The sequence below is a fragment of the Mycolicibacterium sichuanense genome, from assembly GCF_033741125.1.
In the GTDB taxonomy this organism is placed as follows: Bacteria; Actinomycetota; Actinomycetes; order Mycobacteriales; family Mycobacteriaceae; genus Mycobacterium.
This window is the reverse complement of the sequence record NZ_JAWQPU010000002.1, coordinates 380917-404776: the sequence shown is the minus strand read 5'-3', so window position 1 is coordinate 404776 and position 23860 is coordinate 380917. Positions and strand designations below refer to the sequence as shown.

The 23860-nt window shown below is 67.6% G+C and carries 21 protein-coding genes and 2 pseudogenes; 15 read left to right on the top strand and 8 right to left on the bottom strand.

Annotation, left to right across the window (positions count from 1 at the left end):
- Positions 1-129 precede the first annotated feature (129 nt).
- Complete coding sequence (locus SBI80_RS08815) at positions 130-1662, bottom strand: APC family permease (RefSeq protein ID WP_318974081.1); 1533 nt, start codon at positions 1660-1662, stop codon at positions 130-132.
- 204 nt (positions 1663-1866) lie between these two features.
- On the opposite strand from SBI80_RS08815, the gene SBI80_RS08810 reads away from it, so the two are divergent.
- The 9 genes and pseudogenes from SBI80_RS08810 (at position 1867) to SBI80_RS08770 (ending at position 11167) form a co-directional block, all read left to right on the top strand.
- The gene (locus SBI80_RS08810) at positions 1867-3138 is read left to right on the top strand and encodes a class-III pyridoxal-phosphate-dependent aminotransferase (RefSeq protein WP_318974080.1); all 1272 of its coding nucleotides are present in this window, start codon (positions 1867-1869) and stop codon (positions 3136-3138) included.
- A 5-nt stretch (positions 3139-3143) separates the two neighbouring features.
- On the top strand, positions 3144-4187 hold the full coding sequence (locus SBI80_RS08805) for a phosphotransferase enzyme family protein (RefSeq protein ID WP_318974079.1): 1044 nt from the start codon (positions 3144-3146) through the stop codon (positions 4185-4187).
- A gap of 24 nt (positions 4188-4211) precedes the next feature.
- Complete coding sequence (gene fabG / locus SBI80_RS08800; protein WP_318974078.1) at positions 4212-4991, top strand: 3-oxoacyl-ACP reductase FabG; 780 nt, start codon at positions 4212-4214, stop codon at positions 4989-4991.
- Between the two features lie 44 nt (positions 4992-5035).
- On the top strand, positions 5036-5818 hold the full coding sequence (locus SBI80_RS08795) for a GntR family transcriptional regulator (RefSeq protein ID WP_318974077.1): 783 nt from the start codon (positions 5036-5038) through the stop codon (positions 5816-5818).
- 29 nt (positions 5819-5847) lie between these two features.
- Positions 5848-6720 (top strand): tRNA glutamyl-Q(34) synthetase GluQRS, encoded by an 873-nt coding sequence (gene gluQRS / locus SBI80_RS08790; RefSeq protein WP_318974076.1) that lies wholly within the window; start codon positions 5848-5850, stop codon positions 6718-6720.
- A gap of 68 nt (positions 6721-6788) precedes the next feature.
- Positions 6789-7523, top strand: a pseudogene (locus SBI80_RS08785) (transporter substrate-binding domain-containing protein); the annotation flags it as partial.
- 45 nt (positions 7524-7568) lie between these two features.
- Positions 7569-8975 (top strand): ABC transporter permease subunit, encoded by a 1407-nt coding sequence (locus tag SBI80_RS08780; protein WP_413232690.1) that lies wholly within the window; start codon positions 7569-7571, stop codon positions 8973-8975.
- Positions 8972-9763 (top strand): amino acid ABC transporter ATP-binding protein, encoded by a 792-nt coding sequence (locus tag SBI80_RS08775; RefSeq protein WP_318974075.1) that lies wholly within the window; start codon positions 8972-8974, stop codon positions 9761-9763. Before SBI80_RS08780 ends, SBI80_RS08775 begins: the two co-directional genes overlap by 4 nt.
- Positions 9764-9796: 33 nt before the next feature.
- Entirely contained in the window at positions 9797-11167 is a 1371-nt protein-coding gene (locus tag SBI80_RS08770; protein ID WP_318974074.1) for a flavin monoamine oxidase family protein, read from the top strand.
- Between the two features lie 10 nt (positions 11168-11177).
- On the opposite strand, the gene SBI80_RS08765 is transcribed toward SBI80_RS08770, so the two are convergent.
- From SBI80_RS08765 to SBI80_RS08750, 4 genes are read right to left on the bottom strand one after another with little or no spacing between them, the layout of a single operon-like run.
- Complete coding sequence (locus tag SBI80_RS08765) at positions 11178-12557, bottom strand: NAD-dependent succinate-semialdehyde dehydrogenase (RefSeq protein ID WP_318974073.1); 1380 nt, start codon at positions 12555-12557, stop codon at positions 11178-11180.
- A gap of 45 nt (positions 12558-12602) precedes the next feature.
- Positions 12603-13988, bottom strand: a complete 1386-nt coding sequence (locus tag SBI80_RS08760; RefSeq protein WP_318974072.1) for an NAD(P)/FAD-dependent oxidoreductase — start codon at positions 13986-13988, stop codon at positions 12603-12605.
- 17 nt (positions 13989-14005) lie between these two features.
- Entirely contained in the window at positions 14006-14908 is a 903-nt protein-coding gene (locus SBI80_RS08755; protein ID WP_318974071.1) for an SMP-30/gluconolactonase/LRE family protein, read from the bottom strand.
- 32 nt (positions 14909-14940) lie between these two features.
- The gene (locus SBI80_RS08750; RefSeq protein WP_318974070.1) at positions 14941-15525 is read right to left on the bottom strand and encodes a helix-turn-helix domain-containing protein; all 585 of its coding nucleotides are present in this window, start codon (positions 15523-15525) and stop codon (positions 14941-14943) included.
- 83 nt (positions 15526-15608) lie between these two features.
- Between SBI80_RS08750 and SBI80_RS08745 the strand changes: the two genes are divergently transcribed.
- A complete protein-coding gene (locus SBI80_RS08745) occupies positions 15609-17087 on the top strand; it encodes an APC family permease (protein WP_318974069.1) in 1479 nt (492 codons plus the stop codon).
- Positions 17088-17115: 28 nt separating this feature from the next.
- Here SBI80_RS08745 and SBI80_RS08740 read toward each other — a convergent pair whose 3' ends face one another.
- The 3 genes and pseudogenes from SBI80_RS08740 to SBI80_RS08730 form a co-directional block, all read right to left on the bottom strand.
- The gene (locus SBI80_RS08740; protein WP_318974068.1) at positions 17116-18342 is read right to left on the bottom strand and encodes a cytochrome P450; all 1227 of its coding nucleotides are present in this window, start codon (positions 18340-18342) and stop codon (positions 17116-17118) included.
- Between the two features lie 19 nt (positions 18343-18361).
- Positions 18362-19609, bottom strand: coding sequence for a tRNA guanosine(34) transglycosylase Tgt (tgt, locus tag SBI80_RS08735; RefSeq protein ID WP_318974067.1), 1248 nt, complete (start codon positions 19607-19609; stop codon positions 18362-18364).
- Positions 19610-19675: 66 nt separating this feature from the next.
- A pseudogene (locus SBI80_RS08730) lies at positions 19676-19813 on the bottom strand (haloalkane dehalogenase); the annotation flags it as partial.
- Positions 19814-19952: 139 nt separating this feature from the next.
- Between SBI80_RS08730 and SBI80_RS08725 the strand changes: the two are divergent.
- From SBI80_RS08725 to SBI80_RS08705, 5 genes are all read left to right on the top strand, one after another.
- Positions 19953-20462: a lipoprotein LpqH gene (locus tag SBI80_RS08725; protein WP_318974384.1), complete on the top strand. Its 510-nt coding sequence runs from the start codon at positions 19953-19955 to the stop codon at positions 20460-20462.
- Between the two features lie 131 nt (positions 20463-20593).
- A complete protein-coding gene (locus tag SBI80_RS08720) occupies positions 20594-22024 on the top strand; it encodes a PE-PPE domain-containing protein (RefSeq protein WP_318974066.1) in 1431 nt (476 codons plus the stop codon).
- Between the two features lie 10 nt (positions 22025-22034).
- Positions 22035-22475, top strand: coding sequence for a GNAT family N-acetyltransferase (locus tag SBI80_RS08715; RefSeq protein WP_318974065.1), 441 nt, complete (start codon positions 22035-22037; stop codon positions 22473-22475).
- 79 nt (positions 22476-22554) lie between these two features.
- Positions 22555-23208: a TetR/AcrR family transcriptional regulator gene (locus SBI80_RS08710; RefSeq protein WP_318974064.1), complete on the top strand. Its 654-nt coding sequence runs from the start codon at positions 22555-22557 to the stop codon at positions 23206-23208.
- Positions 23193-23858, top strand: coding sequence for an enoyl-CoA hydratase-related protein (locus SBI80_RS08705; protein ID WP_318974063.1), 666 nt, complete (start codon positions 23193-23195; stop codon positions 23856-23858). Before SBI80_RS08710 ends, SBI80_RS08705 begins: the two co-directional genes overlap by 16 nt.
- The last annotated feature ends 2 nt before the right edge of the window (positions 23859-23860 follow it).

Genomic DNA, 23860 nt, shown 5'->3' with positions numbered 1-23860 from the left:
CTGGTCGAGATCCCCGTCGGGGACGGGAGTGTCATCCACCGGGTCGATCCTCCTCTGCTGACGATGGCGGCGAACCGGTGGGCCCCGGTTCGCCGCCCATCATTGTCCCACCGGGCGGGGTGATGTGCCCTAGTCCCTGATGACGTTGTCCTCGTAGACGATTCGTCCGATCAGCTCGTAGCGCCGCGGGTCGCGCAGCTTGAAGTACAGCGCCATCGCCGCACCGAAGACGAACAACCCGACCACGATCCACGGCGTCAGCTGGAATAGCAGCGTGCCCGAGGCGGTACCGGCCGCGGCGTCCTTGTGCACCCACAGCAGGTACACCACGTACAGCATGCCCACGCCGCCGAGCAGCGGCGCAAGGAACGTCTTGAACCAGTGCGCACTGGACGGGTGGTTCTTGTGGAAGTGGAAGTAGGCGATGACCGCGAAGGCGCACAGCGACTGCACGATCAGGATGGCCATCGTGCCGAGAATGGCCAGCAGCGTGTACATGTGGATGTAGGGATCCATGCCCGCCGCCCAGAACGCCAGGATGAGCACCAGCGTGATCCCGGTCTGCACGAACGAGGCGATGTGCGGTGACCCGTGCGTGGGATGGGTGGCCCCCAGCGTGCCCTGCAGTCGCTTGGACAAGCCCTCGCGACCCAGGGCGTACAGGTAGCGCGACGCACAGTTGTGGAAGGCCATGCCGCAGGCGAACGAACCGGTCACCAGCAGGACGTTGAACAGCGTGATGGCCCATTCGCCGTAGTTGGTGCGGATGGTGCCGAAGAAGATCTCCGAGGCGGTGTCGGCGCTCTGCGCCAGGTCGACCGACTTCTGCGGTCCGGTGCCGGCGATCGCCATCCAGGACACGAAGACATAGAACAGGCCGACGCCGAGAACGCTGATCATGGTGGCGCGCGGGATGATTCGCTTGGGATCCTTGGACTCCTCGCCGTACATCGCCGTCGACTCGAAGCCGACCCACGACCAGAAGGCGAAGAACAGGCCGAGACCGGCGCTCGCCCCGGCGACGGCGGCGGGGGTGAATGCGCCGATGGGGTTGAGCGTCTGCGCGACGGCGAAGCCGTCGGGACCGCCGCCGTGGAAGAGCACGCCGAGCGCACCGAGGGACAGCATGACGATCTCGGTCACCAGGAACACGCCGAGTACCTTGGCGGTCAGGTTCACGTCGAAGTACGTGAGGATCGTGTTGAGCACCAGCATCAGCAGGGCCGGCACGATCCAGTGCACGGTGACGCCCAACTGAGACTTCAGCAGGTTCTGGAAGAAGAACGAGAAGATGCCGATCAGCGAGGCCTCGAACACGACGTAGGCCATCGTGATCAGCAGGCCGCTGGCCATGCCGACGACGCGGCCCAGGCCGTGCGAGATGTAGCCGTAGAAGGCGCCGGTCGCGGTGATGTGCTTGGCCATGGTGGCGTAGCCGATCGCGAAGAGTCCTAGCACCACCGTCGCCACGATGTACCCGGCCGGTGCGTGTGAACCATTTCCGAAGCCGACCGCGATCGGAACGTTGCCGACCATCGCGGTGATGGGGGCGGCCGTGGCGACGGCCATGAAGATGACGCCAACGGTGCCGACGGCGTTGCGTTTGAGCCGTTGTACCGAATCACCGGCGTCTTCGGTACGGGATACGACGTGATCTGTCATCTACTCGGGACACCTTCCGGGCGGGGAAATGAGGGACGATCCCGGGCCGTGTGGCCTGGCCCACAGGTCGAACGTTTCGTATATTGACACCGCCACCGGCAGTCCGCAACCGATTGGGCCATCCATTGACAGAAATGGTTGGACCTTTCTAGGGTGAGTGCCGCCTAGCCGGATCGACCGGCGAACATCAATCAGGGAGCCCCCTTGTACGACTACGGCACGTTCTCGTTCGAGTCCAAGGCACAGGTGCTCGAGCAGGCGAAGAAGTACTGGAACCCCGGCAAGACCCAGTTCTGGACCGACGCGGGCGTGGACCTCGTCATCGACCGCAGGGAGTACTACTTCCTCTGGGACATGAGCGGCCGACGGCTGATCGACATGCACCTCAACGGCGGCACCTACAACCTCGGCCATCGCAATCCGGAGATCATGGATGCTCTCATCGAGGGCATGCAGCACTTCGACGTCGGCAATCACCACTTCCCGTCGGTGGCCCGCACCGCGCTGGCGCAGCGACTCGTCGACTCGGCGCCGGCGTCGATCACCAAGGTGGCCTTCGGCTCTGGCGGCGGTGAGGCCATCGACATCGCCCTCAAGAGCGCCAGGCACGCCACCAAGCGACGCAAGATCGTCTCGATCGTCAAGGCGTACCACGGCCACACCGGCCTGGCCGTCGCGACCGGTGACGACCGGTTCTCCAAGATCTTCCTGTCCGACCGGCCCGACGAATTCGTCCAGGTTCCCTTCGGTGACCTCGACGCGATGGAGCAGGCCCTCTCGGGTGGCGACGTCGCCGCGGTGATCATGGAGACCATCCCGGCCACCTACGGATTCCCGCTTCCCCCAGCGGGGTACCTCGAAGGGGTCAAGGACCTCACCGAGCGCTTCGACGCGCTCTACATCGCCGACGAGGTCCAGACCGGCCTGATGCGCACCGGCGAGATGTGGGGCATCACCAAGCACGGCATCGAACCCGACATCATGGTCGCCGGCAAGGGGCTCTCCGGTGGGATGTACCCGATCACCGCCGCCATGCTGAGCGAACGCGCCGCCCAATGGCTCGACGAGGACGGCTTCGCCCACATCTCGACCTTCGGTGGTGCCGAGCTGGGATGCGTCGCGGCCATCAAGACCCTGGAGATCACCAGCCGGCCCGAGGTCAGGTCCAACGTGCACGCCATCACCGACGTGTTCGCGGCCGGGCTCGTCCGCATCCAGGCCGACCATCCGGACTGGTTCGTCGGCATCCGGCAGAACGGCGTGGTGATCGGCCTCGAGTTCGACCACCCCGAGGGCGCCAAGTTCGTCATGCGCGAGCTCTACGAGAACGGCGTCTGGGCCATCTTCTCGACGCTCGATCCCCGCGTGCTGCAGTTCAAGCCTGGCCTGCTGCTGAGTCGCGAACTCTGCGACGACGTGTTAGAACGCTTGGACGCCGCAGTGGGCAAGGCCGCCGCGGCCGCGATGGTGAGGTGACGTCGATGGGCTCCGACGACCCGGGTACCCCGATCGTCTCCGACGACTCACCGATCGTCTCCGACGATGTCGACGTCGCCGAGCGCGCCCTGACCCAGTACGACCTCTCCCCGGACTCCACCCTGCGCCTGCTCAACCTCTCGGAGAACGCCACCTACCTGGTCGACGACCCGGACAGCGGAACCCAGTCGATCCTGCGCGTGCACCGCAGGAACTATCACCAGCCCCACGAGATCGTCTCCGAACTCGACTGGCTCGAAGCGCTGCGGCGCGACTCCGACGTCACCGTTCCCACCGTGCTGCCGGATCGCGACGGCAATCGCGTCGTCACCGTCGACCAGGCCGGAACCGACCGCCACGTCGTGCACTTCGCGATGGTGACCGGCAGCGAACCTGACGAGAAGTCGTTGACCACCAACGACTTTCACACCCTCGGCCGCATCACCGCCACCCTGCACGACCACTCCAGGAACTGGGTGCGCCCCGCCGGTTTCGGCCGCTTCGCCTGGGACTGGCAGCACAGCCTTGGGGACCGACCCCGCTGGGGAAGGTGGCAGGACGCCGTCGGGGTCGGGCCCGCCGAGACCGCGGTCTTGGAACGGGCCAGCGACCTGCTGCAGCGGCGTCTCGCCGACTACGGCACCGGCCAGGACGTCTTCGGGCTGGTGCACGCCGATCTGCGCCTGGCCAACCTGCTCGTCGACGGCAGCGGCTCGGACGGCACGATCACCGTCATCGATTTCGACGACTGCGGATTCGGTTGGTACTTCTACGACTTCGGGACGGCCGTGTCCTTCTTCGAGGACGATCCCGCGGTGCCCGAATGGCAGGACGCCTGGGCGACGGGCTACCGGACGCGCCGGGACCTGCCGGTGCGTGACGAGGAGATGTTGCCGTCGTTCGTGCTTCTGCGCCGGTTGTTGCTCCTGGCGTGGATCGGTTCGCACACCCACTCCCGCGAATCACGAGCCATGTCCGTCACCTTCGCGAACGGCAGTCGAGCACTGGCCGAGCGCTATCTGAGCTCCAACGGCCGACTCCTCACCTGACTCCTCTACCGAAGGGCCATTCACGTGTTCAACTCATTGCAGGGCCGCTCGGCCATCGTGACCGGCGGCAGCAAGGGCATCGGCCGCGGCATCGCGGAGACCTTCGCCGCCGCGGGGATCGACGTCGTCGTCACCGGCCGCACCCAATCCGACGTCGACACCTGCGTCTCCGAGCTCGCCGGCCATCCGGGCGCGGTGACCGGCGTCGCCGCCGACGTGACGAGCCCAGAGGACTGCCGGCGCGTCGTCGCGACGGCGGTGCAGCGCCACGGCGGACTGGACATCGTCTGCGCGAACGCCGGCATCTTCCCGTCGGCCCGGCTCGAGGACATGACCCCCGAGGACATCGAGCAGGTCATGGGCGTCAACTTCAAGGGCACGGTGTACATCGTGCAGGCGGCGCTGTCGGCCCTGACCGACAGCGGGCACGGACGGGTGATCGTCACCTCGTCGATCACCGGGCCCATCACCGGCTTCCCCGGCTGGTCGCACTACGGCGCAAGCAAGGCTGCCCAGCTCGGCTTCATCCGCACCGCCGCAATGGAATTGGCGCCCAAGAAGATCACCATCAACGCGGTGCTGCCTGGCAACATCGTCACAGAGGGGCTGATCGCGATGGGCCAGGAATACATGGACGGCATGGCCGCGAGCGTCCCGGCCGGGCGCCTTGGCAGCGTGGCCGACATCGGCAACGCCGCGCTGTTCTTCGCCACCGACGAGGCCGGTTACATCACCGGACAGTCGCTGGTGGTCGACGGCGGCCAGATCCTGCCGGAGTCCCAAGAAGCCATCGCCGAACAGTAGTCAGCCTAGAATTGGGCCTACCAATTCGCGAGAGGGGTGACGCGTTGGCGAAGCCGACCGAGGAACTGCGGCGACGCATCGTCGCGGACATCAACGCGGGTGAACCCGGCACCAAGCTCGGTAGCGAGCGCGACCTCGCCGAGCGCTACTCCACCAGCCGCTCCAGCTTGCGTCAGATGCTGGCGGCCCTGGAGGAGGCGGGTCTGGTGCACCGCGCCATCGGCCGCGCCGGCGGAATCTTCATCAGCCACGCGCAGGTGCAGCGCAGCCTGTCCGACGTCGTCGGGGTGCCCGCCTTCCTCGCCAACCAGGGGTACGTCGCGGGCACCCGGGTGCTCTCCACCAAGATCACCGCCCCGGACCGCCTCACCCAGAAGTCCCTTCAGCTGGACGCCTCGGACTTCGTCGTGGAGATCCAGCGCGTGCGCCTGGCCGACGGCTCGCCGATCTCCTTGGAGCTGGCCCAGTTTCCCGCGGAGGCGTTTCCGGGCCTGCTCGAGAAGCAACTGGGCGGATCGCTCTACGAGATCCTCGAACACGACTACGGCCTTGTGACGTCCCACGCCGACGAGCGGATCGAAGCCGTCAACGCCACCCCCGACGAAGCCTCGCTGCTGGCCATCGAGCCCGGTTCGGCGCTGCTGTTGATCACCCGCATCGCCTATGACCAGAACGATGCCCCGTGCGAATACTCCCGCGACCTGTTCCGTGGGGACCGCACCCGGCTGGCCGTCACGGTGCAGGGTCGCGGTGTCGGCATCCAGTCGCCTGCCGCTGCGGCCACCGTGACCCTGCAGAGCCAGGACGTGCGGACCAAGGCGAGCTGAGCCCGCAGCGGGTGGTCTAGATTGCCGCCATGAGCCCCGCAGGCCGGTTCGCGCCAAGCCCGTCGGCCGACCTGCACATCGGCAACATTCGCACGGCCCTGCTGGCGTGGCTGTTCGCCCGCTCCACCGGGCGACGCTTCCTGATCCGCGTCGAGGACCTCGACGACCGCACGTCCGCCGACGTCGCCGGCCGTCAGCTGCGGGACCTCGCCGCGGCAGGCCTCGACTGGGACGAGACCCCGCAGTACCAGAGCGCCCACGAGGCGCGCTACGACGCCGTCATCGCCGATCTGATCGAGCGCGGTCTGACCTACGAATGTCACTGCAGCCGAAAGGACATTCAGCAGGCGCCGCGCGCTCCGCACGCACCGGAGGGTGCCTATCCCGGCACGTGCCGGGATCTGACCGACGCCGAGCGGGCCGCCCGACGCGCCTCCGGCCGGCCTCCCGCGCTGCGGTTGCGCTCGGAGACCGATCGATTCACCGTCACCGACCTGCTGTACGGCGAGTACACCGGAGTCGTCGACGATCTGGTGTTGCGGCGCGGAGACGGGGTGCCCGCATACAACCTGGCGGTGGTCATCGACGACGCGGCCCAAGGCGTCGACCAGGTGGTGCGCGGCGACGACCTACTGTCCTCGTCGCCGCGGCAGGCCTATCTCGGTGGGCTTCTCGGCTACGAGCGGCCGGTGTACGCGCACGTGCCCCTGGTGCTCAACGCCCACGGCAAGCGGTTGGCCAAGCGCGACGGCGCGGTCACCCTCGGAGAGATCGGCACGACGCGGGCGCTGGCAGAGATTGCGCGGTCGCTGGGCTTCCAGACCACCACCCCGCAGGGCATGCTGACCGAGTTCGACCCGGCCCGGCTGCCCCGAGAGGCGTGGGTTTACCGGCCCGGCTGAGTAAAACCCTGTGTGGCTTCGCATCGGGTTGGTACCGTCCGCGCGTGTTGGGATACTTCCGGCGGGCGATGCTCGCCGTCCTCGTCGTCGCTGCGGTGATTCTTGGTTCGGCCGCCTGCGGGTCGTCGAGCAAGACCGAGGACCCGATCAAGTCGGCGGGCGTGCTGCGCGTCGGTACCGAGGGCGTGTACTCGCCGTTCAGCTACCACGACCCGGCCACCGGTGAACTCGTCGGCTACGACGTCGACGTCGCCAAGGCCGTCGCCCAGAAACTCGGCGTGAAGGTCGAATTCGTCGAGACACCATGGGATTCGATGTTCGCCGCGTTGCAGGCCAACCGCTTCGACGTCGTCGCCAACCAGGTCACCATCAACCCCGAACGCCAGGCCAAGTACGACCTCTCGCAGCCGTACACCGTCGGTGAGGGCGTCATCGTCACCCGGGCCGGCGACGACTCCATCAAGTCGCTCGCCGACGTCAAGGGCAAGACCGCCGCGGAGAACGCCACCAGCAACTGGTCGGAGGTCGCACGCAAGGCCGGCGCGAACGTCGAGTCGGTGGAGGGCTTCACCCAGGCCATCACCCTGCTCAACCAGGGCCGGGTGGACGTCGTCATCAACGACAGCATCGCCGTGTACGCCTACCTCGCCGAGACCGGTGACAAGTCCGTCAAGATCGCGGGCACCGTCGGTGAGAAGAGCGAGCAGGGGTTCGCCGCGCGCAAGGACAGCGGCTACCTGCCCGAGCTCGACAAGGCGCTCGGCGAACTGCGCGCCGACGGCACCCTGACCGCGATCTCGCAGAAGTACCTCAAGGCCGACGCGACGGGTACACCGCCGTCGACGCCGATCAGGTCCTCGGGCGTGCTGCGCGTCGGCACCGAAGGCACGTACTCGCCGTTCAGCTACCACGATCCGGCGACCGGTCAGCTCACCGGCTACGACGTCGACGTCGCGAAGGCCATCGGCGAGAACCTGGGCGTGAAGGTCGAATTCGTCGAGACGCCATGGGATTCCATCTTCGCCGCGCTGGAGGCCAACCGGTTCGACGTCGTCGCCAACGAAGTCACGATCACCCCGGAACGCCAAGCCAAGTACGACCTGTCCGAGCCGTACTCGGTGGGCGAGGGAGTGATCGTCACCAAGGCGGACAACGACTCGATCAAGTCGCTGGCCGACCTCAAGGGCAAGACGACCGCCCAGTCCATCACCAGCAACTGGGCACAGGTGGCCCGCGACGCCGGCGCCAAGGTGGAATCGGTGGAGGGCTTCGCGCAGGCAATCACCCTGCTGAACCAGGGCCGCATCGATGCGACCGTCAACGACAGCATCGCGGTCTACGCCTACCTTGCCTCGACCGGCGACACGACGATCAAGATCGCGGCGAAGACCGACGAGAAGAGCGAGCAGGCGCTCGCTGCCCGCAAGGACAGCGGCTACCTGCCAGAACTCAACGGCGCCATCGACGCTCTCCGTTCGTCGGGCAAGCTCGCCCAGATCTCGCAGAAGTACCTCAAGGCGGACGCCACCGGAGCCGGGCAGAGCGGGCAGACCCCGCAGGCGAGCGGCGGCGGCCAGAATGCACCGCCCGTCCGATCGGCCTGGCAGCTGATCCTCGACAATCTGTGGCCGCTGGCCAAGGCCGCGCTCACCGCCACGATCCCACTGACCATCATCAGCTTCGTCATCGGCCTCGTCATCGCCCTGGCGGTGGCACTGGCCCGGCTCTCGCCGAACGTCATCCTGGCAGGCGTCGCCCGGTTCTACATCTCGGTCATTCGCGGCACTCCGCTGCTGGTGCAGTTGTTCATCGTGTTCTACGCCCTGCCGCAGCTCGGGGTGAAGATCGACCCCTTCCCCGCGGCGGTCATCGCCTTCAGTCTCAATGTCGGCGGTTACGCGGCGGAGATCATTCGCTCGGCGATCCAGAGCATCCCGAAGGGGCAGTGGGAGGCCGCCGAGACGATCGGCTTCAACTACGTTGGCGCACTGCGGCGGATCATCCTGCCGCAGGCGGCCCGGGTGGCGGTACCACCGCTGTCGAACACCTTGATATCGCTGGTCAAGGACACCTCCCTGGCGTCGACGATTCTGGTCACCGAGCTGTTGCGGCAGGCGCAGATCGTCGCGGCGCCGACGTTCGAGTTCTTCGCTCTATACGGCACGGCGGCGGCGTACTACTGGGTGATCTGCCTGGTGTTGTCGTTCGGCCAGGGCCGCCTGGAACGCCGACTTGAAAGGTACGTGGCGCGATGAGTGAAACGAGCAACGGAACGGCTGACGAAATCGCGGCTGAACATCGTGTGGTCGCCGAGGGTGTCGAGAAGGCGTTCGGCGACAACAAGGTGCTCAAGGGCGTCTCGTTCACCGTCGAGCAGGGCACGGCGACCGCCATCATCGGCCCCTCGGGGTCGGGCAAGACGACGCTGCTACGCACGCTCAACGCGCTCGACAGGGCCGACGCCGGCGTGATCCGGGTGGACGACGTCGAGATCGACTTCTCCACTCCGACGCCGAAGCCCGAGATCCGTAGGTTCCAGTCGCGCAGCGGCTTCGTGTTCCAGGGGCACAACCTCTTTCCGCACAAGACGGTGCTGCAGAACATCATCGAGGGACCGGTCGTCGTGCAGAAGCGGCCGAAGGACGAGGCGGTCGCCGATGCGGTGGCCCTGCTGGACCAGGTCGGGCTGGCCGCCAAGCAGGACCAGTACCCGTATCAATTGTCCGGCGGTCAGCAGCAGCGCGTCGGCATCGCCAGGGCGCTGGCGCTCAAGCCCAAGCTGGTGCTATTCGACGAGCCGACCTCGGCGCTGGACCCCGAACTCGTCGGTGAAGTGCTCTCGGTGATCAAGGATCTGGCGGTCGAGGGCTGGACGCTGGTCATCGTCACCCACGAAATCCAGTTCGCTCGCCAGGTTTCCAACCAGGTGCTGTTCACCGACCAGGGGGTCATTCTGGAGCAGGGCACGCCCGCCGAGGTCATCGGCAATCCGAAGGAGGAACGCACCCGGCAGTTCCTGGAGCGGATTCTCAATCCCCTCTAGCGGACGCCGCGGGCGACCGGACACACTGTGGGCATGTCGCAACCAGGTCGCCTCGAGGCGGACGTCGTCATCGTCGGGGCTGGGCTGTCGGGAATGATCGCCGCTCGCACCGTGCTCGCAGCGGGCCTGACTCCGCTGATCCTGGAGGCCGACGAACGCGTCGGGGGGCGCATCCTCACCGAGGTGGTCGACGGGATTCCGCTCGACATCGGTGCGCAGTGGATCGGCGACACGCACGAGCGGATGTTCCGGTTGGCCGCCGAGCTCGGGGTGGAGACGTTTGCGCAGTACGACACCGGCGAGACCTCCTACGACCTCGACGGTTCCGGGGTGTTGCGGGAGAACGCCTTTCACACGCGCTTCGCCGACGAGCTGGCCGAGCTCGAGGCCGTGCTGCGCCAGCTGGACGAATTGGCGGCCGACGTTCCGGTCGAGGCACCGTGGCTGGCGCCCCGCGCGGACGAGTGGGACGTCATCAGTGCGGGCACCTGGTTTGACGAGCAGGGACTCTCCCCCGTCGCCAGGACGCTGCTCGAGATCTGCACGGTCGGCATCCTGGCCGTGCCGACCGTCGAGGTGTCCTTCCTGCACCTGCTGTTCACGATTCAGACGTGCGGGGTGACCTCGGAGCTGTTCGCCGAGTCCGAGGGCGGTGCCCAGACGACGCGCTTCGTCGGCGGCACCGCGGAGATCCCGCGGCGCCTCGCCGCGCTGATCGCCGATCACCTCGTGCTGCGGGCACCCGTGCAGCTGATCGAGCACACCGCGGACGCGGTGACCGTGACCTGCCGCGGCGGCGTGGTCGCGCGGGCGCGCCGGGTCATCGTCGCGATCTCCCCCACCTTGGCCGGGCGCATCATGTACGACCCGCCCCTGTCCGGTGTCCGCGACCAGCTCACGCAGCGGCTGCCCAACGGCTCGGCGATGAAGGCGTTCTTCGGCTACGACGAACCATTCTGGCGCGCAGACGGATTCAACGGCCAGCTCATCTCCGACGTCGGCCCGGCGCGGATGTCCAACGACAGCTGCATCCCCGGTGACGACCATGGGGTGATCCTGATGTTCCTGGAGGGCGACCAGGCGCGCACCTTCGGCCGACTGCCCGAGGACGAGCGGCGGGCAGCACTGACCGCCGAGCTGGTGCGCCACTTCGGCCCCAAGGCGGCCAAGCCCGAGTTCTACGTCGACGGCGAATGGTCGGATCGGCAGTGGACCCGCGGCTGTTACAACGCCAACCACGGTCCGCACGTGTGGACCACCTATGGCGAGGCGCTATCCGCCCCGATCGGTGTGATCCACTGGGCGTCGACGGACACTGCGACCTACTGGAGCGCCTACATGGAGGGCGCAGTGGAGGCGGGTGAGCGCGCGGCGCGGGCGGTCATCGAGTCGCTCACTCCGTGACTCGGGCGCGTCAGCCGGTGACGACGCGGATGAGCTTCTTGTTGACGAACTCCTCGAGCCCGACGCGGCCAAGCTCACGCCCGATTCCCGACCGCTTCACGCCGCCGAACGGCAGCTCAGCTCCTTCGGCGAACACACCGTTCACGTAGACCATCCCGGCGTCGATCCGATCGGCCATCCGGATGGCCTGCTCGGGATCTGTCGTGAAGACGAAGGAACCCAGTCCGAACGGGGTGTCGTTGGCCACCTCGAGCGCCTCGGACTCCGAGCCGACTCGATAGACCGAGGCGACGGGACCGAAGAACTCCTCACGGTAGGCATCGGCGTCGGGGCGGATGCCGGCCAGGACGGTGGGCGTGAACGCGTTTCCGATGCGTTCGCCGGCCAGCACGACGTCCGCGCCCTGGTCCTTCGCGCGTCTCAACTGATCTTCGAGCCGGTCGGCGGCGGCAACCGACGACAGCGGTCCCAACGTCGTCGACGCGCTGGTGGGATCACCGGGAACGTACTGCTTCAGGGCTTCGACGAGGCGCTCGACGAACGCTTCGTAGAGGTCGTCAATGACGATGAAACGCTTTGCCGCATTGCATGATTGACCATTGTTGTCCATGCGCGCGCTGACGGCGCTCTCCACCACCTGGCCGAGGTCGTCGGTCGACATGACGATGAACGGATCCGATCCGCCCAGTTCGAGCAGCACCTTCTTGAGGTGCCGGCCGGCAACCTCGGCGACGGCGGCTCCTGCGCGCTCCGAACCGGTCAGCGAGACACCGTGCACCCGCGGGTCGGCGATCAGTTGGGCGATCTGCTCGTTGCTCGCGTAGAGGTTGCCGTAGACGCCGGCCGGCACGCCCGCGTCATGGAACAGCTCCGCGACGGCGGCCGCGGATTGCGGGCACTGCGGGGCGTGCTTGAGCAGCATCGGGTTTCCGATGACCAGGTTGGCTCCCGCGAACCGGGCGACCTGATAGTAGGGGAAGTTCCACGGCATGATGCCGAGGATCGTTCCCAGCGGGCTGCGGCGCAGAACCGCGCTACCGTTGCCGCCGCGCAATGTCAGGGGCTCGTCGGCCATGGCGTCGGCCGCGACGTCGGCGAAGTACTGATAGATGTCGACACAGAAGTCGACCTCGCCGCGAGCCTGTTCGATCGGCTTGCCCATCTCCTCGACGATGATGGCGGCCAACGCCTCCTTGCGTTCGGCATGCAATTCGGCGATCCGGCGCAGCAGATCGGCGCGCTGCTGGACCGGTGTGCTGGAGCCCCAGGCGCGGCCCTGGCTCGCGGCCGCACTCACCGCGGCCTCGATGGCGGCGTCGGTGTCGGTGGGATGACGCGAGATAACCTCTCCGGTCCAGGGATTGGTGACGGCGTAGATGGTGTCGGACACGAGGTGGTGTGCCTTTCAGTCGGAGTGATGTGAGGTGTGTGTTGGCTAGCGGCCGGCGATGACGTTGGCGGCGAGCGCCAGCCGTGACGTGCGTGCACTCGATGACCGTTCCTCGAGCGCGTCGGCCATCGTGTAGGCACGGTAGAGGCCGTTGGCTCCGATCCACCGCAGCGGTTCGGGTTCCCACCGCCGGGGCACGGGGCGGATCCACGACGCGGCGGGCGTTCCCGCTCGACGACCGGTGATGAGGTCGGCGACGGTGCGGCCGGCAAGGTGAGCCGCCGTGAGTCCCTGCCCGGCGTATCCGCCGAGGCGGATGACACCGGGTTCGGTTTGGACGTCGATGAACGGTGACCAGTCGCGGAGCACGCCGAGCACGCCGCACCAGGCGTGGGCGGCGCGTACGGCGGTGTCGGGGAACAGGTCTGACAGCATGGCGGTCAGAGCCCGCACGGTGCCGTCGTCGATGCGTCCGCGGTCGTCGAACCGAGAGCCGAAGCGGTACGGCTTGCCCCGGCCCCCCAGCGCGATCCGCCCGTCGGGGGTGCGCTGGCCATAGAAGTAGGTGTGGGCCGTCCCAGAGAGGCCGTCGGCGTGCTGCCAGCCGATCTCTGCCCACTGCGCCTCGCTCAGCGGCTCGGTCACCACCATGGAGCTGTTGAGCGGCAGCAGGTCTCGCCGATGATGCGGCTGGGCTGCGGTATACCCCTCGGTGGCCACGACGACGCGGCGACGGGCTCGCACGCCATGTCCCCGGACGCTCAGGGCGCCGGCGGCGATGGCGTCCACGGGAGCGTCGGTGTACACCGCGACGCCGGCGTCGACGACGCATCGGGCGAGCGCGAAGAGCATCTTCACCGGATCCACGCAGTAGTTGTCCGGGGTGTGCAGGGCACCGGTGAGGCCGGTGATCCGGATGCGTTCGCGGGCTTGCTCGCCGGTCAACGCCCGCAGCCGGTCCTCCTGCACGCCCCAGCTGCGGCTGTAGGCCAGATATGCGTCGAGGCGGCCCTGCTGACTTGGCGAGCGGGCGACCTGTAGCGCACCTCCGTGGCGCGCGTCGATGGCCTCGGCGCCAAGGATTCCGACCACGTCGTGCATCGACCGGCGCAGGGCGTCCTCGACTTCGATGACCGCCTCTCGCCCGGCCGTCCGTGCCAGGACTTGGCGCAAACCAACGGGTTTCGCGCTCAGCCAGCCGCAGTTGCGGCCGGAGGCCCCAAAACCGAGCTGGTGTGCGTCGAAGACCGCGACGGTCATGCTGGGATCGAGTTGGCTCAGGGCCCATGCCGTCCACAGTCCGGACAGACCCGCGCCGACGATGGCTACGTCGACGTCGAGGTCGTCCACGAGCGTCGCCGTCGGCGGTGGGTCGAGGTCGTCGCGAGCCATCCAGAAGGACAGCTGGCCGTTGCGCATGGAGGAATCCACGACGGGACGGGAGGGGGTCATCCGGCGTAGCGCAGCGTGGGCCGACCCGTAGCGCCGGGGCGGAGTACGAAGAGGTCGCCCGAATGTGGGTATGCGTCGAGTTCCTCTGGTTGCAGGTATCCCCTGGACGTCGTCACGTACAGGTCCGAGAGGTCGTCGCCACCGAAGGCCGGGCAGGTGACGTCCTTTGCCGGAAGGGTGATCTCGGTCAGCAACACGCCGTCGGGCCGGTACTGGCGCACGCAGTGTCCAGACCACAGGGCAAGCCACAGGTTCTCTGCTGCATCGACGACCAGTCCGTCCGGTACACCGTCGCGCTCGTCGATGCTGAACAGCGTTCGACCATTGGTCACCGTCCCGCCGGCGGGGTCGTAGTCGAAGACCAGGACGTCCTGGGTTCCACTGTCTACGTAGAACATCCTGCGGCCGTCGCCACTCCACGCAACGCCGTTGGATTCGGTGACCTCGGGCAATACGACCCGCACCGACCCGTCGGGCTCGAGTGCGTAGAGCGTGGATGCACCAGGGGTCCGCTCCGCGGTCGAGGTGCCCGCGACGAAACGGCCGGCCGGGTCGCACGCCCCGTCGTTGAAGAAGTGGGCCGACGTCATGCCCGGCGGGACGATCGGGTCCTGGCGGACGCCTCCCGTTGCGTCGGCGAGGACGAATCCGGCATCGGTGCCCAGCACCACGCCGCCGTTCTCCCGCAGCCCGACGCAGCCCACCGACGTGGCCACCGTGACCGTCGAAACCTCCTGCCCCGGCGAGAACCTGTGCAGCTCACCGCGGTCGATGTCGACGAATACGATCGTGCCCGTCCGCTCGTCCCACACCGGTCGCTCGCCGAGCATCGCTTGCGTCCGATGCGCGATGAGCCAGTCGCGCGGCTCTCCGGCGCCGTCCGACAACGCTGAATCCACCATCCGAGTCCCTTCGTCGTGCACCATCTCGTTCACAGGCTGGGCGGGCTGATGACCCACAGCACCCGGGCTTCCGTCTCGCCAACGTTGTCGACCCCGTGGGTCGAACTGCTGCGGTACTCGATCGAATCACCCTCTCCAAGTTCATATTCGATATCATCGAGGGTGAGCCTGACGAGGCCGGCCAAGACCAACAGCAGCTCCTGGGAGTCACCGTGGGAGTGGGTGCTGCTGCCAATGGAGCCCCCCGGTGCCATCACGCCCTCCAGCACCTCGAGATTCTGCAGCGGGCGTCGCGTCAGCATGAACTTCATTGCGCCCGAGGCAGTCTTGATCTGCGGACGCTCCCCCCTGCGGAGCACTCGGTGACTGCTCGCTGGATCGTCGGAGAACAGGTCGGCCACGGACAACCCCAGCGCCTTGGCGATCATGCTGAGAGTCGGGACACTCGCTCCGCAGACTCCGCGCTCCAGCTGACTCAGGAAGCTCACGCTGACCTCTGCGAATTCGGCTACTTGACGCTGAGTCAGCTTGCGCCCCAGGCGAAATTGCTTGATGCGCGCTCCGAGTTCGACACTTCCCGAGCCTTCTTCCATCACGTGTTCTGCGCTAGTCATGTCACTTCATTTCAGTTACAGTACATCAGCTGGTCGACCAACAGTGAGAATACTACTACCCATTAAGTGCCAGGAGACGGCGAATGAGTTCTGACGAAATCCGCGCGGATGCCACGCTCCCGCAAGGTGAGGAAGCGGAGATCCCGGCGACGCCACGGGGGAAGCTCGGCTGGTTCGACGGGTTCTCGATGGCGATGTCGATACCCAACGGCATCGTCACCAGTCTTGGGTTCTGCATCGCCGCCGTCGGCGCCCTGCCCGCGATGCTGTTCTGGTCGATCTCGAGCGCCCTGGGGTTTCTGCAGAACTTCCTCTACGCCGAGATGGCACTGATGTTCCCCACCGAATCCGGTGGCATCGCCGTCTACGCCAATCAGGCATGGCGCAGGCACAGTTCGTTCGTCGGACCCCTGGCCACCTTCGGCTACTGGGTCGGATGGTCGCTCACCCTTGGCGTCGTCGGCGAGACCCTCGGCGGGTTGATCCAATCCGAGTGGCTGCCCTCGGCGACGTGGTCGGCCCACTTCGGTCCACTGACGGTCGGCCTGCCGCAGGTGATCGCGGTGATCGCGATCCTGATCAGCTGGCTGGCCAACATCATGGGCATCCAGGTGGCAGCCGCGATCAACCGCGTGATCGCGGTGGCCTTCATCGTCTTCGTGGCGATGGTCATCCTCGCGCCCTTCGTCGCCGGCGGCTGGCACGCGTCCAACCTGGGCTCACACATCGGTGATCATCCCTTCATCACGACGATGGTCTGGCTGTATGCCGCCGCATGGACGGTCTACGGAACCGAGATCTCGGCCACCTTCGCACCCGAGTACCGCGACGTCCGGCGGGACAGCTTCCGCGCCATGAAGTACAGCGCGGCATTGGTGTTCGCGGTGTACCTCATCACGCCGATCGCCGCCGCTGGAGTCCTCGGCGAGGACACGATCGGCACCAACCCGATCACCTACACCGTGCTGCTCGTCGAACGAGCCTTCGGCGGCTGGTTGACCAACATCCTCATCGTGGTCGTGGTCGCGGCACTGCTGCTGTCGATGATCGCGGCAAGCGCCGACGGTGGTCGAGCGGTCTACGGCATCGCCAAGCAGGGGCTGACCCTGCGCCAATTCGAGAAGCTCAATCGCTTCGGCGAACCCGCCCGCGCCCTGACCGTCGACATGGCCGTCAACATCGCGGTCGTGCTGGTGGTGGCTAGCCCGGTGGCAATCCTGCTGGCCGCCAATCTCGGATACATGGTGTGCACGATCTTCGCGATATCGGGCTTCCTCCTGCTTCGCCGGGACCGTCCCGAGTGGCCGCGCCCGATCAAACTTCGCTCGGCATGGAAGTTGGTGGCCTGGTTCGTGTTGATCGTCGACGTGTTGATCACCGCGGTCGGCGCCACTCATCCCGAAGAGGCCGGTTACGGATCCGTGCGCAACACCGTCATCGCGCTGTGCGTGCTGGCGCTGTCGATGGTGTTCTACGTCGCGCGTCGGGTCGGGCAGGACAAGCTGCCGCTGCAATGGCGGACGAGGGAACTGGAGGACGAGTCGCCCAACGCCGTGGCCTAGCCGATCAACCGGTGATCGACCAGCACCCTCAGACGGCGACGGGCAGGCTCGACATTCCGCGCAGCGTGACGTTGGGGCGGTAGAGCGGTTCCGCGGCGAGCGCGGCGTTCGGGAATCTCGCCGCCACCGCGGACAGGGCGATCCTGGCCTCCAGCCGAGCTAGCGGCGCACCGAGGCAGAAGTGCACGCCGTGCCCGAAGGCCAAGTGACGGATGCCTTCTCGGCTCGGATCGAAGGCATCGGGACGGTCGAAGGCGGCCGGGTCACGCTGAGCGGCGGCCAGCAGCACCATCATCGTCTCGCCCTTGGGCACGGCGACCCCGCCGATCTCCATGTCCTCGGCCGCGAACCGACCTGCCAGCTGTACCGGCGGGTCCCAGCGCAGCGTCTCCTCGACGATCGCCGGGGCCCGGTCGGCATCGGTTGCCAGCGCGGCCCAGTGCTCGGGGTGACGCAGCATCGCCAGGATCGCGTTGGCGATCAGGTTCACCGTCGTCTCGTGGCCCGCGACCAGCAGCAGGTTGCACGTCGCGACGATCTCCTCGGTGGTCAGCTGGTCGCCGTCCTCCTCGGCGGCGATCAGGGCCGAAATCAGGTCCTCGCGGGGCACCGACCGCCGCTGCTCGATGAGATCGGCCAGGTAGCCGCGCAACCACTGCCCGGCCTGCAGCCGGTCCTCGAAGTCGTCGGGCACCGCCCCGGTGAAGGCGAAGAACGGGTCGAGCCCCTGGGCCAGCAGCGCCGACGCTCGGCTGAACTCCGGCTCGTCCTGCAGCGGGACGCCGAGCATCCGGCAGATCACCGCGACCGGCAGCGGATGAGCCAGCTCGGTGACGGCATCGAAACCGGCCGCGGGGTCGATCTCGTCGAGCAGCGCTTCGACCATCGCGGTGACGTCGGGTTCGAGCGCCCTGACCACCTTGGGCGCGAACGCCTGCTGGGCGAGCTTGCGCAACCTGGTGTGATCGGGCGGGTCGAGGAACAGGAACCCGGGTTGTCCGAACGGCCGGGCCGGAGCGCCCTTGGCGATCTCGCGCTGAGCGATCGCGGACTTGAGCCGGTCGCTGGCCGAGGACGGGTGGCGCAATACGTCACCGCAGTCCTGCAGCGAAGAGAACACCACCAGATTGGACTCCGGCAGCCGCAGCGGCCCGCGCTCGCGGATCTGCCGCAGGAGCGGGTACGGGTCGGGCCGATTCGCTGGGTCGAGCAGCTGCACGAGCAGCGCCTGTGACTGGGTGGCAGTCGACGTCATGCTCCTATTGTGCACGCGTTCAAGAGTGCGCTGGCTGGACCGAGTAGTAGCGCCCCACTACGTGCTCGCGCAGTTCGTCGAACTCGCCGGCGACGATGGCGGCCCGGATCTGGTCCACCAACCGGATCACGAACCGTTCGTTGTGGATCGTGCACAGCGTGGAGGACAACATCTCCTTGGCCTTGAACAGATGGTGGATGTAGGCCCGGGTGTAGTTGGCGCAGGTGTAGCAGTCGCATTCGGCGTCGATGGGCGTGAAGTCGCGCTTGTAACGGGCCCCGGTGATGTTGTAGCGGCCCGTCGACGAGTAGACCGCGGCATTGCGGGCCACCCGCGACGGCGACACGCAATCGAAGGTGTCCGCGCCCGCCGCGATCGCGGCGAACAAGTCGTCGGGTTCGCTGATGCCGAGCAGGTGCCGCGGCTTGTCGCGAGGCAATTCGTCGGTGACCCACCCGACGATGGTCGCCAGATTCTGCTTCTCCAGCGCCCCGCCGATGCCGTAGCCGTCGAATCCGCGACCCTCGTCGTCGACGATCTCGGTCAGCCCGCGTGCGGCCTGTCTGCGCAGGTCCTCGTACTGCGCACCCTGCACGACGCCGAACAGCGCCTGCGCCGGCTTGCCGGCCCGCGCCACCGACAACCGGCGGTGCTCGGCCAGGCAGCGCACCGCCCAGTCGTGCGTGCGGCGAACCGAACCCTCTTGGTAGCCACGGGTATTCATCAGCGTGGTCAGCTCGTCGAAGGCGAAGATGATGTCGGCCCCCAGTTGGTGCTGGATGCCGATCGACACCTCGGGCGTGAAGCGGTGCGTCGATCCGTCGACGTGCGAGCGGAACGTCACGCCGTCGTCGTCGACGTGCGCCAGCCGTTCCTTGCCTTCGGCGATCACATCGTCGGCCTGGACGCGCCCGGCGTCCATGGACAGCACCTTCTTGAACCCGACGCCGAGTGACAGCACCTGGAACCCTCCGCTGTCGGTGAAGGTGGGCCCCGGCCAGTTCATGAACGCGCCCAACCCCCCGGCCTCGTCGACGACATCCGGACCGGGCTGCAGGTAGAGATGGTAGGCATTGGCCAGAACCGCTTGGGCGCCAACGTCCCTCATCGTCTCCGGGAGGACGGCCTTGACCGTCGCGGCCGTGCCGACGGCGATGAAGGCAGGGGTCTGGATGTCACCGTGCGGGGTGTGGATGACACCGACGCGCCCGGATCGTCCCGGCAGTTCGGCCTGGACGTCGAAGAACTGCTGGGACGGGCTGCTCACCGGTGTAGGTTCTCACACCCACCGCGGTGCGCCGAGTCAGGCGGTCGAGGCCACGAACCGCACGATTGCCTCGGCCGGGCCGTCCTGCACCCACGCCACGCGAAGTCGTCCCCCGTCCTGATCGTCGATCTCGCAGTACCGCGGTGAGTACGGGAAGTCCGGCACGCCGGCGAACCGGTCTTCCGGGGTGCGCAGCTTCCCCACGGCGTGAACGTACCGCCGCGCCCGGGCATCCGAGCCCGGAATTTTCACCCAATCCCATGTCCGCAGGTGGGCGGCACTCCATACTGCGGTGGACGGTCGGTTGATCTTGACGGGCCGCACGACCAAGAGGAGAACAATGGTGAAGCAGAGTTTGCTGATTGCCGTCGGCGGCGCCGCGCTCGTCGTCGCCGGCGTGGCGGGTTGTTCGTCGGGCGACAAGTCGTCGTCGGGATCGTCGTCGTCCAGCTCCAGTTCGTCCTCGGCCTCGTCCTCGGCGAGCAGCTCGAGCGCGGCGTCGACGAGCGCCGAGGCCAACGCGGCCACCAGGGTCACCATCGACGGCCAGCCCAAGGACGTCGGCGGCACCGTCGTCTGCGCCAACGCGGGCGGCAACGTCAACGTGGCGATCGGTGAGGCGATGACCGGCATTGCCGCCGTCGTCAGTGAAGGCGACAACCCCACCGTCACCTCGGTGGCCCTCGGCAACGTCGGCGGCATCACGCTCGCGGTCGGTGCGGGTCAGGGTGACGCCACCGCCGTGAAGGACGGCAAGAGCTACAAGATCACCGGAAATGCCGTTGGCGTCGACATGGCCAACCCGCTGCAGCCGACGAAGAAGCCCTTCGAACTCGACTTCACCTGCCCCTAGTCCCAGCACGAGACGCAGTCGGCGGCGCTCCTCCACGGGAGTGCCGCCGTTGCCATTCGAAGTGCTAGCAAACCGTGAGGCGGGGCGGCATACTGGCGCCACGACGCGCCGAGCTGATGCGAGGAGACCTCATGGCAAGGCATCGGATGTCAGGGCACCGACTCCCCACGAAGCGTGGGGCTCGCAAGGCGCTGGTGGCGGGTGCCGCGGCGGCGGGACTGTCCGGGGCGCTGGTATTCGGGCACGCGACGAACACGACGGTCGACCTGGTGCGGCTGGCGAATTCCGCGATCGGCGTCGGCGGTCTCTACGACGCAGCCGGAGAACGGGTACCGAGCAAGCTGCGCTCGACGATCGTGCCCAGCGGGTACGACTACGTCGGGGTGGCGTACCCGGCGACGGTCAACCTCAGCGGCAGTCGCGACGCCGGTATCGCGCCCCTCGACGCCGCCATCGGGGCGGCGGCCGGACAACCGCGCGTGGTGGTCATCGGCTATTCGGAGGGTACGTTGGTCGCCGAGGCGCAGCGGCGCAACCTGCAAGCACGACAGTCGGATTCGGCACCATCTAGTGCGCAGCTGAGCTTCGTGCAGCTGGCGTCGCCGTTCGCCGGCAACGGCGGCATCTTCGCCCGCTTCCCCGGCATCGGCATCCCCGGTGTCATCGACTCGATGGGCCCCGGTGCACCCACGCGCTACGCCACCACCTACGTCGCCCTGGAGTACGACCCGTACGCCGACTTTCCCGCCTACTTCAACCCGGTGTCCCTGCTCAACTCCGCGCTCGCCGTCCTCTACGGGCACAACGACAGGGCCTACGACCCGGTGGATCCGAGCACCAACCCCGCCTACGTCACGCACGTCGGCAACGACACCTACGTCCTGCTCTACTCCCAGCACCTGCCGCTGCTGGCACCGCTGCGCGCGCTCTCCGCGGCCCTGCACCTGACCCCGTTGTCCGAGCCGGTACTCGGCGGCATCGAACCGGTGTTGCGCCTACTCGTCGACGCGGGTTACACCGACCGGACGAATGCGAATCCGGCAGCCTCGCTGCCGTTCTCACCGTTCACACCGCCCGCCAAGATCATTCAGGTCCTGGCCGGGCTGCCGGGCGCCGTGCAGCAGGGTGCCACCAACTTCCTCAACGGTGGGCAGACGGCGCCGCTGGAACTTCCCAACCCCGACGGCAACCTGCAGCAAGCCACCCGCCCGCCGACGCCGCAGCCGCTGAGCGCGTCGGCAACCTCACCCACCACCTCGCCCCCGCCTGCCAGGACGGCGCAGATCCTGCATCCGACGGTCACCTCCGATGGCAACGCCTTCAGGCCGGGGGACGTCGTCGACGACGCCGCAACCGGCGGCGCCGAACCGAACCTCATGGCCGCTACAACCACCACCGACCCAAGCCCGCCCGCCAGCACGACGGCCACTTCCACGACCACGGCCACATCCACGGCCCCTTCCACGGCCCCTTCCACGGCCACGACCACGCCGACGGGGTCGGACACCGCAGACTCCAATGCCGCCTCGGCAACCGGTGGCCAAGGCGAGGCGGCCGCCTAGCGTGTCGACCATGATGAGGCGCGCCGGCGACGACGACCTCGACGCCATCAATCGCGTGGTGGTCTCGGCCTTCACGATGTACGTCGACCGGATCGGACGAGCGCCGGCGCCGATGACGGCCGACTACGCCGAGCCGATCCGTGCGTCGCGGGTCTGGGTGCTCGAGGCGGGCGCCGAGGTGCTCGGCGTGCTGGTCACCGAACCGGCCGCCGACCATCTCTGGATCGAGGCCATCGCCGTCGCGCCCACCGCGCAGGGCGGTGGTCACGGGCACGCACTCCTCGCGCGGGCCGAGCAGGACGCTCGCGAACTGGGCCTCCCCGAACTGCGGCTGTGCACCAACGAGGCGATGACCGAAAACCTGGAGTTCTACCCGCGCAGGGGCTTTCACGAGACCGGGCGCGGCATCCAGGATGGCTTCCGTCGAGTGTTCTTCGCGAAGGCGCTGTAGCGCCACTTCTCGAGGGGTGACGTCGACGTGCAGGCAACCCCCATCGATAACAGAACGATTGCTCTGTTATCGTTCTCTAATGCCCCGGCCCCGCGTCTACGACCGCGACCTGGTACTCGACGCGGTCGAGGCGCTGGCCGTGCAGACGGGGCCAGCCGGGCTCACCACCCGCGCGGTGGCGGCCGCCGCAGGAGTCTCCAACGGCGCGATCTACCACAGCTTTCGCTCCAGGGGCGACCTGGTCGCACGCACCTGGCTGCGCGCCGGCCGCCGATTCCTGGACGTGCAGGCCGAATTGGTCGACGACGCGCTGGCCGCACCGTACCCCGACCCGGTCGAGGCGGTCGTCGCGGCAGCCGAAGCTCCCGCCGTCTTCTACCGGCGACATCCACACTCGTCCCGACTCCTGGTCGGGGTGGATCGCAAACAGCTTCTCGGACATGATGTTCCGGAGGACGTCAGCCGGCAGCTGGCCGGTCTCGACGAGGAGCTGATCGGGTTGATGGTCCGATTGTCGCGTCAGCTGTGGCGACGTGCGGACGCCGCTGCCGTCGACGCCATCACGCTGTGCATCGTCGACCTGCCCACCGCCTTCCTGTTGTCCCGCAATCGGATCGACGACGAGTGGGCGCGGGGTCGACTGAAGTCGGCCGTGCGGGCCACCCTCGCCGACGGCCCACCCACTCCTACCCATCGCAGCGCACGAGGAGCCAGCCCATGCCCATCACCGTGACCTACACCGACCAGATCGCCGTCCTCGACCTCGGGGATGACGAGAACCGCTTCTCCCTGGGGTTCCTCGACGAGATCGAGGGCAGACTCGACGAGATCACGGCGTCGACGGCGGGCGGTCTGGTCACCACCGGCACCGGAAAGTTCTACTCCAACGGGCTCGACCTGGATTGGCTTCTGGCCCACGGTGATCAGATGCAGTACTACGTCGGCCGGGTCCACGCCCTGTTCGCCCGGGTGCTGACCATGCCCCTGCCGACCGCGGCCGCGCTCAACGGGCACGCCTTCGGCGCCGGCGCGATGCTCGCGATGGCCCACGACTACCGCGTCATGCGGGTCGACCGTGGCTTCTTCTGCTTCCCCGAGGTCGACATCCGCATCCCGTTCACCCCGGGGATGGCGGCGTTGATCCAGGCCAAGCTCACCCCTGCCGCCGCCGTCGCGTCCATGACGACGGGACGGCGCTTCGGCGGTGCGGAGGCCCTGCGGCTCGGCCTGGTCGATGCCACTGCCGAGGAGTCGTCGGTCACCGCAGACGCCGTCGGGCTGCTCACGCCGCTCGGCGGCAAGGATCGCGGCACGATGGGGGCCATCAAGACGACGATGTACGGGCCTGCGATCGCCGCACTGGCCGGCGATGGCCCGAACTAGCC